12 protein-coding genes are annotated in these 17790 nt (G+C 42.2%); 7 read left to right on the top strand and 5 right to left on the bottom strand.

From position 1 onward, the window contains the following. Window positions 1–10 precede the first annotated feature (10 nt). Complete coding sequence (locus AC5YCI_RS05380; protein WP_496128708.1) at window positions 11–622, top strand: arylesterase; 612 nt, start codon at window positions 11–13, stop codon at window positions 620–622. A gap of 41 nt (window positions 623–663) precedes the next feature. Here the strand turns inward: AC5YCI_RS05380 and AC5YCI_RS05375 are convergent, their stop codons facing one another. Continuing rightward, window positions 664–1278, bottom strand: coding sequence for a carbonic anhydrase (locus AC5YCI_RS05375; RefSeq protein ID WP_496175275.1), 615 nt, complete (start codon window positions 1276–1278; stop codon window positions 664–666). Between the two features lie 306 nt (window positions 1279–1584). On the opposite strand from AC5YCI_RS05375, the gene AC5YCI_RS05370 reads away from it, so the two are divergent. Beyond that, window positions 1585–2583, top strand: a complete 999-nt coding sequence (locus tag AC5YCI_RS05370; RefSeq protein WP_496128710.1) for a hypothetical protein — start codon at window positions 1585–1587, stop codon at window positions 2581–2583. Between the two features lie 27 nt (window positions 2584–2610). On the opposite strand, the gene AC5YCI_RS05365 is transcribed toward AC5YCI_RS05370, so the two are convergent. From AC5YCI_RS05365 to nfuA, 3 genes are all read right to left on the bottom strand, one after another. Beyond that, on the bottom strand, window positions 2611–3900 hold the full coding sequence (locus tag AC5YCI_RS05365; RefSeq protein ID WP_496128711.1) for a class I SAM-dependent methyltransferase: 1290 nt from the start codon (window positions 3898–3900) through the stop codon (window positions 2611–2613). A gap of 64 nt (window positions 3901–3964) precedes the next feature. Next, complete coding sequence (locus AC5YCI_RS05360) at window positions 3965–6064, bottom strand: TonB-dependent receptor domain-containing protein (protein WP_496128712.1); 2100 nt, start codon at window positions 6062–6064, stop codon at window positions 3965–3967. Between the two features lie 166 nt (window positions 6065–6230). Further along, on the bottom strand, window positions 6231–6869 hold the full coding sequence (nfuA, locus tag AC5YCI_RS05355) for a Fe-S biogenesis protein NfuA (RefSeq protein WP_496128713.1): 639 nt from the start codon (window positions 6867–6869) through the stop codon (window positions 6231–6233). A gap of 157 nt (window positions 6870–7026) precedes the next feature. Between nfuA and AC5YCI_RS05350 the strand changes: the two genes are divergently transcribed. The 4 genes from AC5YCI_RS05350 (at window position 7027) to AC5YCI_RS05335 (ending at window position 12050) form a co-directional block, all read left to right on the top strand. Then, complete coding sequence (locus AC5YCI_RS05350) at window positions 7027–7644, top strand: rhomboid family intramembrane serine protease (RefSeq protein WP_496175274.1); 618 nt, start codon at window positions 7027–7029, stop codon at window positions 7642–7644. 134 nt (window positions 7645–7778) lie between these two features. Continuing rightward, window positions 7779–9437: a sulfatase family protein gene (locus AC5YCI_RS05345; protein WP_496128715.1), complete on the top strand. Its 1659-nt coding sequence runs from the start codon at window positions 7779–7781 to the stop codon at window positions 9435–9437. Then, complete coding sequence (locus tag AC5YCI_RS05340; RefSeq protein ID WP_496128716.1) at window positions 9437–10396, top strand: SUMF1/EgtB/PvdO family nonheme iron enzyme; 960 nt, start codon at window positions 9437–9439, stop codon at window positions 10394–10396. The genes AC5YCI_RS05345 and AC5YCI_RS05340 overlap by 1 nt, the downstream gene beginning before the upstream one ends. Before the next feature lie 115 nt (window positions 10397–10511). Then, window positions 10512–12050 carry a hypothetical protein gene (locus AC5YCI_RS05335; RefSeq protein WP_496128717.1) on the top strand — a complete coding sequence of 513 codons (1539 nt, stop codon included), beginning with the start codon at window positions 10512–10514 and terminating at the stop codon, window positions 12048–12050. A 38-nt stretch (window positions 12051–12088) separates the two neighbouring features. On the opposite strand, the gene AC5YCI_RS05330 is transcribed toward AC5YCI_RS05335, so the two are convergent. Continuing rightward, window positions 12089–13705 carry an inorganic phosphate transporter gene (locus AC5YCI_RS05330; protein ID WP_496128718.1) on the bottom strand — a complete coding sequence of 539 codons (1617 nt, stop codon included), beginning with the start codon at window positions 13703–13705 and terminating at the stop codon, window positions 12089–12091. A 387-nt stretch (window positions 13706–14092) separates the two neighbouring features. On the opposite strand from AC5YCI_RS05330, the gene metH reads away from it, so the two are divergent. Next, window positions 14093–17779, top strand: a complete 3687-nt coding sequence (metH, locus tag AC5YCI_RS05325) for a methionine synthase (RefSeq protein WP_496128719.1) — start codon at window positions 14093–14095, stop codon at window positions 17777–17779. Window positions 17780–17790 lie beyond the last annotated feature (11 nt).

The following is a 17790-nucleotide window of genomic DNA, read 5'->3' as shown; positions in this document are numbered from 1 at the left end:
AATCCCTATTATGCAAAAGAAGCGAAGAATCATAGTGTTGGCTGCGGCTTTACTGGGTATAAGCTATGCAGAAGCAAAAACCGTCATGATTGTAGGTGATAGTATCAGCGCAGCTTATGGTATGCGCCCTGAACAAGGTTGGGTACATTTGTTACAACAACGCCTCAATCAACAGTATCCGAAACAACATAAAGTGGTCAATGCAAGTGTCAGTGGTGAAACTACAAGTGGTGCTTTGGCGCGTTTACCTAAGTTATTAACCACACATCAACCTGATGTAGTGGTAATTGAATTGGGGGGTAATGATGGTTTACGTGGTCAGCCACCACAAAATATTCAAAAGAACTTACGTCAGCTGGTACAAAAGAGCCAACGAGCCAATGCCAAAGTAATTATTTTGGGCATGAAAATTCCACCTAATTATGGCAAAGCCTATAGCCAAGCCTTTGAACACAATTACAAGGTGGTCAGTCAGCACTACAAAGTGCCGTTGATGCCATTTTTCTTAGAGGGTGTCGCGGGCAATAAAAACTTAATGCAAAGTGATTTAGTGCATCCAAATGCAAAAGCCCAACCCATTTTACTTAAAAATGCGTATTCTTATATTCAAAAAGCCCTATAAAAAAAGCCAGACTGATGTCTGGCTGATGACTCAGTCAAAATTTAGAAATCAAAGAAGGTTACTTCACCAGTTTCAAGTGAATATTCGGCACCTACCACTTTGAGCTTACCTTTTAAGATTAAACTTTCAATAACTGCAGAACCGTGACGTAATTGGTTGACTGAACCAAAGACATTGGCACGCACTGCATGATGTGAAAGTTTATCTAAATCATCTTTGAGTTCTGTTTGCATTAAAATTTCAACAGACGGACGAACACGGTTCACAATCGACATCAAATTTGCCGATGGCGGTTGCGATGGATTTTGTAAGGCTTCAATAGTGGAATGAATCGCGCCACAATGACTATGACCGAGTACCACCACTAAAGGGCAACCAAAACTGTCCGCGGCAAACTCTACACTACCCACTTGTGACGGTGCCACAATATTACCTGCTACACGAATCACAAATAAATCACCTAAGCCTTGGTCGAAGACCATTTCAGCAGGGACACGTGAATCTGAACAACCTAATACAATGGCAAAGGGCTCTTGGCTTTCTGCCATCTCAGCACGTTGTTGATGAGTAAGTAATTTTTGATGGTTGGTTTCACCATTTACAAAACGCTGATTTCCTTTTTTTAAGCGTTCTAAAGCTTCTTCTGCTGTAAGCATTTTCTACCACCCATATTAACGTTGCATTTAGTGTAATCGCATGAATTTTGAATGTCACTTGCAAAAAGGATTAGCTGTTTAATTTTTATATAATCTGTTACAAAAAAATAAAATTAAAATTAATTTATTAAAAAATAAAGTTTTATTTAATTTACAGCTGCTCTTTAATGCTAAAATTAGCGTTTTTTTATTGTATGGGCTGTGCTTAAAACTGCTCAATTAGTTGCTTGATCTGAAGTAAAAGCATTGAAAGCCAACTCTGCTACTGTCATCCTTAAGCCAATTTAAATTGGTTGTAGAGACGGTATGTACACCCATCCTTTGCTTGAGCAACTCATTGATGCTCAGCTTGATTTTTTAGACCAGTATTTTGCACAAGGCACTGTGGTCGAACAGGAATTGTTAAGCTTTTATCAATGGTTTAGAAAACAAACCTTAGCTGAGTTATGGTCCTTTGATGCGCTGAATCAGCTGCTGCAACAACAAATTTTAAATACCCCAGCATCTGAGCCATTAATCAGCCAAATTGCCGAACATATCCGTTTTTTTCTGATTCATCCAAGCAATGATACGACTCAAATTCAAGATGTGATTTCGGTGCTCACGGTCGATCAATTGGCACAATACGTGGCCAGTAAACGGGGGCATCGTGAGCGTTTGATTAAAACTGTGGTCAATAACCAAGCGTTTTCAGCTATGCTGAGTCAACTCATTCAACATGCCATTCAAGATTATTTAGATAATTCGATGGTTAAACATGTGCCCGGTGTGTCGCAATTTATGAAAATGGGCCGTAGCGTATTAGAAAGTGTGACCGATCAAGATTTAGACAACACCATTCAACAGTATTTACAGCGTAATATTTTAAAACTCAGTCAAATGAGTGAAAGTGTTTTGAATCAACATTTTGATGACGATAAGCTGTATCACTTTCAAGCGGGTCTGTGGCATAAGATTAAAACCAAACCGTTAAGCGTACTACGCAATTACATTGAGGTCCAAGATTTGCCGCAAACTGGGGCTTTAGGACATCAAATTTGGGATCACATACGCCAAACGGACTATTTAAAACAGCAATTACGTGACGGATTGTATGCATGGTATAGCCGTAATCAACAGCATAGCTTTGATCTGTTATTACGTGATTTAAATATTGATGAAGCCCTTGTGACTAAAGAGCTTAATACTTTATTACAGGCTGTGCTTACAAAAATGATTGCTTCTGGTCACTTACGTGAACGTAGCCGCATGGTGTTACGTGAATTTTATTATAGAGACGCTACACGGCGCTTGCTCAATGTATAAGTGATCACCCTGCTACGGCAGGGTGTTTTATAGCCGATGGTTATACTGCACTGCAGTACCACATTGCGCAAGCAGTTGAAATGGGAGATCTAACTGTTTAAGGCATTGATTGATTTGCTTAATTTTATGCGCTTGTTGTGATGTTGGTAACTGTAACGCCGGATGAATATAGCCTGCCTGCATCAGTAGAAATAAGGTTTCCATTAAAAATACTGGATTTTGCGCAAACTCAGGCTGAGCTAAAAAATCCTGAAAACTGCAGGCTTGGCGCTTGAGCTGCGCAAACATGTTAGCAATCAATGCTTGAGGCGCTGCTATTTGACCTATCTGAGTTTGAAAATGGCTGATACCTTGCATCGGTGCATGGGGCAATAATTTAAACTGAATAGCAGCTAATTGGCTTAGATGCTGCTGTTGGCTTAAGGCTTGTGGTGTTTTTTGGAAAATATCAATACGTTGTTTAGCATCACGCGCCAAATCTTTTAAATACTCTTTTAAAGCAGGTATTTGCGTATTGTGTAGCAAGGGCTGTATTTGAGCTGGAATGCTAATACTGTCTAAATTTTCACATGGATTAGCACTGCCCAAATAGCTCAATTTGGCGTGTTGATACAGTTGTTGATGCACATCCACACTATACAAAGGTTGCCAATGATCGGTTAAAAACTCATGTGCCAAATAGGCATCGCTTTGCGTTAAGGTTTTAAGGGCCTGCTCAATTTTAGGTTGATGTATAAAAGCACCTGCCCGCTGTAAATCTCGACATAAGCCTTTGGCAATCTCTAGACTATGTGCTGTATGCTGTTGATCTACCAAATGAAATAGCTTCTGAATAGCATTTAAGTCAGCAGAACCGGGATAACACATATAGTGTAAATAAAAAATCCCTTGCGCTTTTAAAAACTGAGCCACAATGGCTAAGATCTCTTGTTGTTGCTCAGCGGCCACCCAAGCATAAGTGCCATGATTAACAATAAAATCAAAATATTGATGATTGGTTGCTAAAAAATTGGCAAAGTCACCCTGTATAAACTTAATATTATTTAAGCCAAGCTTGTGAGCACGCTGCTTTGCTTGTTGAATATGCTGGGCATTAAAATCAATACCAACAAAATTTGCCTGAGGATAATTCGCCGCACACAGCAGTAAATTGCTGCCTGTGGCACAGCCAATTTCTAAATAATGAAACTCTTGCTCTGCTTGAGGCGCTGCAAAACCTAAAAAATATACCACGCTACTGAGCCATAACGGGGTCATTTCCTTATAGAAAAAACTCGGATAGACAGTATCAATTACATAACCATTTTGTTTTTGCATGATTCCTCTCAAACTAAACATGTACAGCATACATATGGGGCAAAATGCCCCATATGTAGCGCTTTTAGAAGCTTAGATTTACTGCAAAACTATAACGTCGACCATCGAGCACCCAGTCATTGCCATCTTCCAACACGTTTTTATTTTGCACGTTGTAAATACCTGTCGAAAGTTTCAGCTTATCGCTGTATTTATACACTGCACCAAGGTCAACAAAGGTATAATCAGGGGTGGCATTATTGCCCACTGTTTTACCGCGATAGTTGAGCTGTGTCCAAAGTAACCATTGATCATTCACATCCCAATCCAGTCCTGCATTAAACATATGTTTAGGCAAGTCATTCAGTGGTTTACCTTTGTTCGCCCCTGTTTTTTGCTCACTGTTGGTATAGGTATATGAATGGCGATATTTTAAGTAATCGGTAATAAAGTAATCTGTGGTGAGTTCAAGTCCGCGAATTTGTGCTTCATCCACATTATAGTTATAGGTATAACCTGTAGCGCTATATGGGAAACTCGGATTCTGTTGATAGAACTGACTGTTGGCAACAAAGTCATCAATTTCGTCTTGAGTATATGATGGTTTACCGCCTTCTGCTTCTGTTGGCAAACGACTGCCCGCAACACGTGACGAACGAGTAATTTTGTCATTAAAGTCAGTTTGATAGACCATTAAGCTGGCCAATATACCTAAATCACGATTTTCAAACGCAAAACCCGTTTCATAAGTTAAGCTGGTTTCAGGTTTTAAGTCTGGATTTGGCATAATTGCCCCACCCATGGAGTTAAGCATATATTGCGGGGATGAGCTACGTAAGCTTGGTGCCTTATAACCTGAAATCACCCCACCTTTAACGGTAAAATTGTCATTGGCTTTATACACTGCATAGGCTTTAGGGCTAAAGTTATCGCCAAAGAACTCATTTTCGTCATAGCGACCGCTGAGCGTTAATGCCAATTTGTCGGTCACATTCCACGTGTCTTCTGCAAATAATGACCATTGGTAGCGATCCATTTTCGTTACTTTACCTGCCATATTTGCCTGTTGGTTGGTCGCACCATCTTCTAAGTTTTCTTCTAAGTAACGACCACCAAGCGTGAGGGCGTGGTCATCAAAGAAATACGTTCCTTGAGTATTCGCAGTCAGGGTTTCAAATAAAATCCCCCCTGGGTTTTGTACTTTATCAATTGTACGCCCAGTAATTGAATTATTTTCGTCTTGGTCAAATTGTAGGTAAGAGCTGCTGACCCATTTATCGTATTTTGCTTCGTGATTTAAGCTGATGTTATTTTTTTCTAACTCTGAATAGGTACGCGATGCATCTGGCAACAAACTAATACCTGGGTTATGAGTACGTTGCTGCTGTGTATTTGAGATTTCAGCCGTTAAAGTATTATTGCTATTTGGGGTGTAAACCAACTTTGCCGCAATATTCTTTTTATTAAAATCAGGCTCGCTTTCACCAGATTCAGTGGTTGTGCGTTGTAGTGAACTCTCTTCAATGGTCTGTACACCGCCTGTCACTTGCATCGACAATAAATTTGCAATTAGGGGTGCTGTGACATACACACTGGTATTGGTGGCATCATTATTCACTTGATTAGACTGAGCTGCTTTGATGTATTCAGTACGAATACTGGCTGTCATTTTGTCTTGATGCTTTTTAGTAATAATATTAATTACACCACCCATGGCATCGGAACCATATAAAGATGAAGATGGCCCACGAATGACTTCGATACGTTCAATGGCTTCGATCGGCGGTAAGAAATTTACCGATGCGCCTTGTACCCCACCATTGGTGGTGAGTAGGCTTCCATCGTTCATCGGCTTACCGTCAATTAAGAACAAGGTATATGCCGAGCCCATACCACGAATAGAAATGCTCTGATTGGTACCGCCCCCTTGTACAAACACACCTGGTACATTTTTTAAAGCGTCTGTCACATCACTATAAGATTTTTTTTCTAGTTCTTCTGCGGTAATCACCGAAATCGTGGCAGCAGCATCTGCAATATTTTGCTCATAACCACCCGCTGTGGTCACAACAATGGTGTCTAATTCTACAGGTTGCTTTGTTGCTGTATCTTGTGCGTTTGCCACAACACCCATGGCTGAAAGTACGGCAAAAGCCAAAGTTGATCGTATTAACGGCTGGTTCATGTGCGCTTTACTCAGAATGCTATGAAGAGATAATGTTTAATTTGTTGCGCATTGTAACAAACAAGAATAATTTGTAAATTGTTTTTGATAATTATTATCATTAGCCTTTAAATTTTAAGCAAAAAAAATAGCCCCAATTATGGAGCTATTGATTGAGCAAAGAAGCTTATTTCATATAAGCACCTTCTGACTGCGTGTGATCCGTTTGGTCAATCACACGAGCAAGCTCAGGGACGTGTTGTTTTAAAGTCACTTCAACGCCTTGCTTTAAAGTCACATCAATGGCTGAACAACCTTGGCAACCACCACCAAATTTAAGTACCGCAGTTAAACCATGTTCAGGGTCTTCCACCACTTCAACTAAAGCGCAGTTACCACCGTGACCTGCTAAACCTGGGTTAATTTCTGATTGTAAAACGTAAGTAATACGCTCTTCTACAGATGCATCTGGACCTACGCGTGGCACTTTAGAGTTTGGTGCACGGAAAGTTAACTGACCACCAAAACGGTCTTTGTTGTAGTCAATCACAGCATCTAATAGATAAGGGATTGATGGGGCATCCACATAAGCTGGAAAATCTGGATACTGTTGGACATAGTCCGTTTCAACCACTTCATCTGGTGCGCTATATGCCATACAACATTCAGCACGCGGTGTTCCTGGATGCTCAACAAAAACGCGCACACCAATACCCGGCGTGTTTTGTTTTGCCAATAAATCACGAAGGTACTCTTGTGCAGAAGGCGTAATTAATAGATTTGGAATTTCTTCTGCGGCTACTGTGCTGCTGTTCTCAGTCGACATAACAATCTTTCCTCAAGCTGAAGCGTTCATTTTAACTGAAGATGCGGGGTAATTAAAAAAAATCAACCAAAATTGTCGGATTTATTGTCTATACTGCCGCAAATTGCTGTTTTAATGGCATGATATCCTTTAAATCGTATTGGTAGCGCTGCAATCTATGTTGGATTTACCTTTTAATCATACTGTCACTTTAATTTTAATTACGGTGGTCATATCGCTGTTGGCGTTTTCTAATCAAAATTTGATGAATCGTCTCATTTTTTGGCCACCTGCCATGCAACGCGGCCAGTATGACCGTTTTATTAGCCATGGTTTTATTCATGCAGATGGTGCCCATCTGTTATTTAACATGATCACGCTGTTTTTCTTTGGTTCGATCATTGAACAATTTTACCGTCAGTATTTATATGATTTGGGCTTTGTGCTGTTTTATTTAGGCGGTTTGATTGCGGCGATTATTCCAAGTTATTTAAAGCATAAAAATGATCATCGCTGGGCCAGCCTTGGTGCTTCGGGCGCTGTATCTGCGGTGTTATTTGCTTATATTTTATTTGAGCCTTGGAAACTGATTTTTGTGTTCTTTATTCCTGTACCTGCGATTATTTTTGCGGTGCTGTATGTGGCTTATAGTATTTGGTCAGGTAAACGTGGCAATTCCAATATCAATCATAGCGCGCATTTATGGGGTGCCGCTTACGGCATCATCATGACCATTATTATTGAACCGCGTTTAATTGGCCATTTCTTAAGAAAATTGAGTCAAATTCCATTTTGATAAAGCTCAGGCGCATCAGAGTGGGGCAGCTGTTGTTTAGCATAAAAAGTAAAATATTCAGCATAAAAACTTGTTTTATTTTGCAATCAGCTTTGCTTTAAGCTCGGCGCAAAAATAAGCTCAAGTTTAAAACCATGCCAAAATTAAAATTACTAACTGCCCTCACTTTAGCTGCACTCAGCTTTGCGATCACGGGTTGTCATCATGATGAGCCTAAGTCCGCGGCAAACATGGTCACCAAACAGCCTAATGTGCTGTTTATTATGGCTGATGATTTAGGCTATTCAGACCTAGGGGCTTTTGGTGGTGAAATTTCTACTCCACATTTAGATGCGCTTGCCAATGAGGGGCGCATTTTAACCAATTATCACACCGCACCAACATGCTCACCCACCCGTTCGCAACTGATTTCTGGCGCCGATCATCATTTGGCAGGCATTGGCGCGATGGCAGAACTCACCCCTGAGCATCTGCAAGGTCAACCTGGTTATGAAGGCTATTTAAATGAACGTTCGCTCTCAATTGCCGAAGTGTTACGTGATCATGGCTATCGTACTTATATCAGTGGCAAATGGCATTTGGGCTTGACCCCTGAAAGCAATGCACACGCTAAAGGTTTTGATCGTTCCTTTACCTTGTTGCAAGGTCTAGATTTACATTTTAAAGATGCCCCAAGCGCCTATAAACGTAACGCTACTTATACCGAAGATGGTCAAGTTGTGCCTATCAGCCAATTACCAGATGACTTTTTCTCCACCGATTACTATACCGATAAACTGTTGGCTTACTTAGAGCAAGATAAAGATTCAGACAAACCCTTTTTTGCCTATGCAGCTTACACCGCACCACATTGGCCTATTCAAGCTCCAACAGCATATAGCGATAAATATAAGGGCCGTTATGACGTCGGTTATGATGTCATTCGTGAACAACGTATTGCCCGCCTTAAACAATTGGGCCTGATTGATGCGAACTTCCAAGCTGCGAAACCTGTCACGACCGCACAAATTGGTTATGGCACATGGCAAGAACTTACACATGAGCAACGTGCCATCGAAGCACGTAAAATGGAAGTCTATGCAGGTATGGTGGAAAACCTAGATGCCAATATTGGTCGTATTATTGGTTATTTAAAAGCCAACAACCTGTATAACAATACCTTAATTTTCTTTGTCTCTGACAACGGTGCTGAAGGTGCTGTACGTGACTATAACGACCCAAGTTTTGATAGGTCTTTGGCTGCAGTCGGTACAGCCCAGTCTTATCATTATATTGGCCCACGTTGGGCAGAAGTGAGTGCTGCACCGTTCCATTTATGGAAAGAAACTGCAGCTGAGGGTGCAACCACAGCCCCTGCCATTGTCAAAATTCCACATCATCAGCAACGCCAAAATAGCTATGATGGTTTTACCTCTGTGCTTGATGTATTGCCCACCGTGTTAGACTATGCCCAGATTGCTGTACCACAAGGTCAATACAAAGGTCGCAACATTCATACCCCATCAGGCTATTCATGGAAAGCTAAACTTGAGAATAAAGCCGCTCAGGTACGTCCAAGCGATTTTAGTTTTGCCGATGAATTACATGGCAATATCTATGCCCGTCAAGGCGATTGGAAGATTGCTCGTCAAGCCAATGCCAAGTTGGGTACAGGTGAGTGGGAGTTATATAACTTAAAAAGCGACCGCGCTGAACGCCATAACTTAGCTGAGCAATATCCTGAGCAAGTGGCTAAATTGGCTCAAGTTTACGATCAATATCGTCGACAAAATGGCGTATTGAGTTACCAATAATGCGTTTTTTTTACTTGGCGCTGGCTTTACTACTGAGTGCCTGTCAGCAGCAACAACCGAAAAGCCAAGCCTTAGCGCTTGGCAATTTAACGCGTTGTCAGGATTATTCAGGTTTACCTACAGATTGGCAACGTAGCGCCACAGCAGGGATGCAATATATTCCTCACGGTCACTTAATGCTTGGTTCAGCGCTTGCTTATGCTGATGAGCGTAACTTTGGCGAAAAACAGCGCACTGTACAAGGGTTTTGGATCGATCAAACTGAAGTGACTGTGGCACAGTTTAGAAGCTTTGTTGAAGCTACTGGCTACGTGACAGACGCGGAAAAACAACACGCTGCCGCTATTTTTAGTCCCGACCCGAAGCAACCTAATACTTGGTGGCAACTGAAACATGGCCACAGTTGGCAATATCCTGAAGGCAAAGATCAAGCGGCAGCCAAAGAGCATGAGGCCGTACGTTTGGTTACTAAAAATGATGCCGAACATTATGCGCTATGGTTGGGGCGTGAGTTGCCTACTGAAATTGAGTGGGAGTACGCCGCTAAAACCCAACATTACCACGACCAAGGTTTAAAGCATGAACCACGTAATGCTCAGCATCAACCCAATGCCAATTATTGGCAAGGTGGTTTCCCCTTTGAACCGCAAGTTGAAGACCATTTTCAAGGCATTGCACCGGTTGGCTGCTATGCACCCAACGCATTTGGCTTATATGACATGATTGGCAATGTCTGGGAATGGACCGCATCTCCTTATCAAGGTGCTCATGACCATCATATGGGCAATTATGCGGCGCTCAGATCTAAACATAGCCAAAATTTTGTGCTCAAAGGCGGTTCGTTTTTATGTGCCAGTCAATATTGTGCCCGCTATCGTGCCAGTAGCCGTCACCCACAAGAATTTGATCTGGCCACCTCACATGTTGGTTTTCGTACCGTTTTACGTGGCAAACCTTAAAGGCATATCGCAAGCATGACATTTTTTCTCTACAATCTGATTTAAAATGCTAGCCCAAAACTGTTTGGGCATGGCTAATATAAGCAGCATAGAATTGAATATAACGAGATTTTTTATGTCACATGCCTTAGACGGTTTACAGTTTCCCATTGATCCCAAAACTCAAAAACCCAGCAGTACTAAAATCGGCAAGGAAATCATTGCCGAAGCCTTATCTTTAATTGATAACAAAACAGCTCAAGCCTTATTGGCCGAAAAAAACTGGCGTAAACAATATCCTCACTATTTTAAAGCGCTCGTTAAAGGCGCGATTTTAAATTCCGCCCATACCCTCATTATTGCCGAACAAGGCTTACAAAAAGCACGTAATAGTGTAGATTTTTATCGTTATGGCGAGCGTTATCATCTTAAAGATGCCATAAAACTCAATGCGCAAAATCTCTACACTGTTAAAATTCAAGGCAAAAGTCAGGCTGCACCTGCGTGGTATGTGCCTTATCAAGGGCAAAAGCTACAAGGCGCTGCGCTGCTCAAACAACTCGATGCTTGGCAAGCTGCTGGCATTATTGAGTCCAGTCATGCCGATGCCATGCGCCTGTGCGTCGCCCATCCAGAATGGTTTGATTTATCTGATCGTAATATGGTGCTGTTTGGTGCCGGCTCTGAAGCAGGACCTTTAACCTGGCTATGTCAATGGAAAGCCAATATTGTGGCTGTAGACTTGGCCAATGAAAAAGTATGGCAAGGCATTTTAGATAAAGTCCACGCTGGTAATGCCACTTTATATGCGCCAAGTCATCAAGCTGTTCAAGCCGATGCAGCTGATTTAGCCCAGCATTTAGGCGCCAATTTACTGAACGAAATTCCAGAGATTATTAAGTGGTTAGTGCAAAATCCCCATCCGCTAGATTTGGCCGCAATTGCCTATTTAGATGGTGAAAAACATGTGCGTGTATCAATTGCCATGGACAGCATTATGAGTGAAGTGAGTGCACAAAAAGCCAATACTAGCTTAATGTTTATGTGTACGCCAACTGATGTCTATGCGGTACCGCCTGAGGTGATTGAAGCTTCTAAAAGCAAATATCAACAGCGCGCTAAAATTCACAGCCAACTGAGTAAAGCGCTGGCCTTACTCAGCCAGCAACATTTATTTAAAGCCAATGATCACAGCTTAATTCAGTCTGATAATGGGCAAAAGTACGGTATAAGTGACTGTCTGGTGATTGAGCAAGGGCCAAACTATGCCTTAGCCAAACGCTTACAACAATGGCGTGCCACACTGGCACGCAGTCAGGGTCAAGTGGTCAGTATTAATATTGCCCCATCTACCACCACCCATTCTGTGGTGAAAAATCCGCTCCTCAAAGCCGCTTTTGATGGCGCACAATTATTTGATGTTGAAGCATTTGCACCTGAAACCACCAACGCATTAATGGCAGCACTTTGGGTACATGATTTACGTCATGCTCATTCTGTGGCACAGCCAACCACCGAGCTTCCACATCCTTTAGAACTGATGATGTCTGGTGCCAACCATGGCGGTTTATGGCGTGTGCCTTATTTGGCGCGCACTGCACTGCCTTTGGCTGCCGTATATGGTATGGCCAAGTCCAAATTACCGCTTAAACTGCTGAGCAAATTAAAGCCATAAAAAAACGCAGCCTTGGCTGCGTTTTTTTATGCTTAAGCTTAGAAGACTTTAAGCAATAACCAATACAACACACCTGATAAACAGATGGTTGCAGGTAGCGTAAAGATCCATGCCGACAGAATAGTTTTAACGGTATTAAAGTTTAAACCTGACTTATTGGCCACCATGGTACCTGCCACCGCAGAATTTAAAACATGTGTAGTCGACACTGGCATACCAAAGCCATCTGCTGCTGCAATGGTTGACATTGCCACCAGTTCAGCTGACATGCCTTGACCATACGTCATATGGTTTTTACCAATACGCTCACCTACTGTGACCACAATACGCTTCCAACCGACCATGGTTCCCAGACCCAATGCCAAGGCAACCGCCACTTTGACCCAAGTTGGAATGTATTGTAAGAATGAATCAAGGTTGTCGCGGTATTCATCCACGGTTTTTTCTTGGGCTGCCGTCATGGCCGGCAAAGCTTCCGCTTTATCCAAACGTTTGAAGGCTGTGGTGCTTAAATACATGTCATTACGGAATTCAGACACCAACTCTTCTGGTACATCTTTAATGTTGTTATAGCTACCTACTTTTTCACCCAAGTGATCGGTTAGGCTAGCTAAAGCCGGCACCACTTCAGGTGTAATTTCTTTGGTTTGTACATATTGCGTGATGATGGCACGTGCCTTTTCATCGGCAATATCTTCATGATTTGGATAAATGAGATCTGCTGTTTGTGCAGATAGCTGCCCGAAGGATTGCATATGCGCGCTATCGACATTTTTATTGAGCGAATACGCCAGCGGCACACAGCCAATTAAAATCAGCATGATTAAACCCATACCTTTTTGACCATCGTTTGAACCGTGGGCAAAACTCACACCGGTACAAGTAAAGATCAAAATAGCACGAATTAAAGGCGGTGGTGGCTTATTCCCTACAGGCGGTTGGAATAATTCCATTTGTTTCTTAAAGATTTTTTTCACCAATAAGAACAACACTGCCGCAAAAGCAAAACCAATTAACGGTGAGAATAACAGGGCTTTACCCACTTTCATCACCTGTTCCATATCTACACCTGATGCACCGCTACCTGCGTGCAAGATGTAGTTCATGATCCCAACCCCTAAGATCGAACCAATTAAGGTGTGCGAACTTGAAGCCGGAATACCTAAGAACCATGTGCCTAAGTTCCATAAAATGGCGGCAATCAGCATGGCAAAGACCATGGCAAAACCAGCACCTGAACCGACATTCATAATCAATTCGACAGGTAATAAGGCAATAATACCGTAGGCGACCGCACCACTTGCCACCATAACCCCTAAGAAGTTACAAAAACCCGCCCACATCACTGCCACAGGTGCCGGTAATGCATTGGTATAAATTACGGTTGCAACTGCGTTGGCGGTATCATGAAAGCCATTGACGAATTCAAAGCTGAGCGCAATAAATAAGGCGCTGGCCAATAAAATCACCGTATATAGCCCCAATGCCGGAACATGAGCTAAATCTGCAGACAATTGAAAGCCAATATAAATTAGCGTAGAAACAATCAGAGTCAAAAACACCGGCATAAAGAATTTCGGTGTCGGCACATGAACATTGGTCGACTGATCAGCCGAATGTTGTGCTGAGTCTTGGGGAGTTGGATTAGAATTCATGCAAGCAGGAATAGAGGATTCAAGGATCCCCATATTGTTCAATTAAATTATGACAATTATATGACAAAGAGACCCTGATCGCAGGCTATTTTAACTGCAATTGCTTGGTTTTGGTCGGTGGCGTACACATTATCGTCAAATAATGATCAAGATTTACAAGCGAGCATGATTTTTGGTCCTATCAATTAATAATGTACTGCACTCGTTGAAAGCACAGTTTTGATTTTTATTTAATCTAAGCAATAAATATGACAACAACATGAAAAAATTTCATTTCTTTGTATTTTCTGCATAACAATTCAACTGCTTAATTTGAATACTGCTTAATTTATAGCGAAGTCTGCTAATATATTGTCGATTTTCTATTCCATCGGATTGGGGTTTTGTATGTCCACACTCGCCACATTAAAAGAGCTTCTTGCCAAGCGCATCCTGATTATTGATGGTGCAATGGGCACCATGATTCAACGTCACAAACTCGAAGAAGCCGACTACCGTGGTGAACGCTTCGCTGACTGGGCATCTGACCTTAAAGGCAATAATGACCTTTTGGTGCTCACTCAGCCACAAATTATTCAAGGCATTCATGAAGCGTATCTTGAAGCGGGTGCGGATATTATTGAAACCAATACCTTTAACGGTACCCGTGTGTCGATGTCTGATTACCACATGGAAGATTTGGTTCCAGAAATTAATATTGCTGCTGCTCGTCTTGCTAAAGAAGCGTGTGCAAAATACTCAACGCCTGAAAAACCACGTTTTGTAGCAGGTGTACTTGGGCCAACATCACGTACAACCTCAATTTCACCAAATGTAAATGACCCTGCCTTCCGTAATATTACGTTTGATGAATTAAAAGAAAACTACATCGAATCGACTAAAGCGTTGATTGAAGGTGGTGCGGACATCATCCTCATCGAAACCGTATTTGATACGTTAAATGCTAAAGCTGCAATTTTTGCAGTCAAAGAAGTGTTTAAAGAGTTGGGCTATGAACTGCCAATTATGATTTCAGGCACGATTACTGATGCTTCAGGTCGTACTTTAACAGGTCAAACCGCAGAAGCATTCTGGAACTCCATGCGCCATGCAGAGCCACTCTCTATTGGCTTTAACTGTGCGCTGGGTGCGGATGCAATGCGCCCACACGTCAAAACCGTGTCTGACGTTGCCAACACCTTTGTTTCAGCGCATCCAAACGCAGGCTTACCTAATGCCTTTGGTGGTTATGATGAAACGCCTGAGGAAACAGCAGCATTTATTAAAGAGTTTGCAGAAAGTGGTCTAATCAACATCACAGGTGGTTGTTGTGGTACCACGCCTGACCATATCCGTGCCATTGCACAAGCGGTTGAAGGCATTGCGCCGCGTCAAATTCCTGAAATCGAACCTGCGTGCCGTTTAAGTGGTTTAGAGCCATTTAACATCACTAAAGATTCATTGTTTGTGAACGTCGGTGAACGTACCAACGTGACAGGTTCTAAAAAATTCTTACGTTTAATTAAAGAAGAAAATTTTACCGAAGCTTTAGATGTTGCACGTCAGCAAGTTGAAGCAGGTGCACAGATCATCGATATCAACATGGATGAAGGCATGCTTGATTCGCAAGGTGCGATGGTGCATTTCTTAAATCTCATTGCATCTGAACCTGATATTTCACGTGTGCCTATTATGCTTGACTCTTCTAAATGGGAGATTATTGAAGCAGGCTTAAAATGCGTACAAGGTAAAGCGGTGGTGAACTCAATTTCCTTAAAAGAAGGTTATGACGAGTTTGTAGAACGTGCGCGTCTGTGCCGTCAATACGGTGCGGCTGTCATTGTCATGGCATTTGATGAAAAAGGTCAGGCTGATACCGCAGAACGTAAAAAAGAAATCTGTAAGCGTTCTTATGATGTGTTAGTAAATGAAGTCGGCTTCCCTGCTGAAGACATCATCTTTGACCCGAACGTGTTTGCGGTGGCAACAGGGATTGAAGAACACAACAACTACGGTGTGGACTTTATTGAAGCAACCGGTTGGATTAAACAAAACCTTCCACATGCAATGGTATCGGGCGGTATTTCTAACGTATCGTTCTCTTTCCGTGGTAACGAGCCTGTACGTGAAGCCATCCATGCGGTGTTCTTGTATCACGGTATTCAACAAGGCTTAACCATGGGCATCGTCAACGCAGGTCAGCTTGCAATTTATGATGACATCGATGCCGAGCTTAAAGAAGCGGTTGAAGATGTGGTGATGAACCGCAACCAAGGTGAAAGCGGTCAAGACGCGACTGAAAAACTTTTAACGGTTGCAGAAAAATATCGTGGTCAAGCAGGTGCACAAAAAGCTGAAGAAAACCTTGAGTGGCGTAATGAGAGCGTTGAAAAACGTCTTGAATATGCATTGGTTAAAGGCATCACCACGTATATTGATGAAGATACCGAAGAAGCACGTTTAAAATCTGCACGTCCTTTAGATGTAATTGAAGGGCCACTCATGGCAGGTATGAACGTGGTCGGTGATTTGTTCGGTTCGGGCAAAATGTTCTTACCACAGGTGGTAAAATCTGCACGTGTGATGAAACAAGCCGTTGCGTGGTTAAATCCATTTATCGAAGCTGAAAAAACTCAGGCTGAAGCAAAAGGTAAAATCTTACTTGCAACGGTAAAAGGCGACGTACACGACATCGGTAAAAATATCGTGGGTGTAGTTTTGGGCTGTAACGGTTATGACATCGTTGACCTTGGCGTGATGGTGCCTTGCGAGAAGATTCTTCAAACTGCGATTGATGAAAAAGTCGATATCATTGGTTTATCAGGCTTAATCACACCGTCATTGGATGAAATGGTGTTTGTTGCCAAAGAAATGCAACGTAAAGGCTTTAACATTCCACTGATGATTGGTGGTGCAACTACATCGAAAGCGCATACTGCGGTGAAGATTTCACCACAATATCAAAATGATGGCGTGTTCTATACGGCTGATGCTTCACGTGCTGTGGGTGTAGCAACACAACTTCTTTCTGCTGAAATGAAGCCAAAATTGATGGCAGATTACCAAGCAGATTATGAAAAAATCCGTGAGCGTTTAGCCAACAAACAACCGAAAGCTGCCAAACTGTCTTATGCAGACTCAATTGAACATGGCTTTAAGATTGATTTTGCTAAAAACGCACCTGTTAAGCCAAACTTTATTGGTTCGCAAACCTTTACCAACTATCCATTAGACACCTTAGTTGAGTATTTTGACTGGACACCATTCTTTATCTCTTGGAGTTTGGCGGGTAAATTCCCTGCAATTTTAACAGATGAAGTGGTAGGCGAAGCTGCGACTGATTTGTACAACCAAGCACAAGAGATGTTAAAAGACATCATCGAAAATAAACGCTTTGACGCACGTGCAACCTTTAACCTCTACCCTGCAAACCGTGTTGCGGCGGATACTGTTGCAGTCACCGATGAAAATGGTAATGTGACGCATCGCTTTAACCATATCCGTCAGCAGTCTGACAAAGTAACAGGTAAAGCCAACTTCTCGCTTGCTGACTTTGTTGCGCCTAAAGATGTGGCTCAGGATTATTTGGGTGGCTTTACGGTTTCAATCTTTGGTGCGGAAGAACTGTCGCAAGAATATAAAGCCAAAGGTGATGACTATAATGCCATTTTAGTACAAGCCTTAGGTGACCGTTTTGCCGAAGCCTTTGCCGAGCATTTACATGAACGAATCCGTAAAGAATTCTGGGGTTATCAAGCTGATGAAAACTTATCTAATGATGAGCTGATTAAAGAGAAGTATGTCGGGATTCGTCCTGCACCGGGCTACCCTGCTTGCCCAGAGCACTCTGAAAAAGCGCCTTTATTTGACTGGTTAGGCTCAACTGACAAGATTGGTACGCAACTGACCAGCAGCTTTGCGATGTGGCCACCTTCATCAGTCAGTGGTTTCTACTATGCCAACCCTGAAAGCCAGTACTTTAACGTGGGTAAAATCGCAGGCGACCAGCTTGAAGATTATGCGCAGCGTAAAGGTTGGACACTGGATGAAGCGAAACGTTGGTTAGCGCCAAATTTGGATGATTCGATTGTTTAAGAATCCTCTAA

The sequence above is a fragment of the Acinetobacter sp. CY17 genome, assembly GCF_059515825.1.
This window is presented reverse-complemented; position numbering and strand designations above follow the sequence as displayed.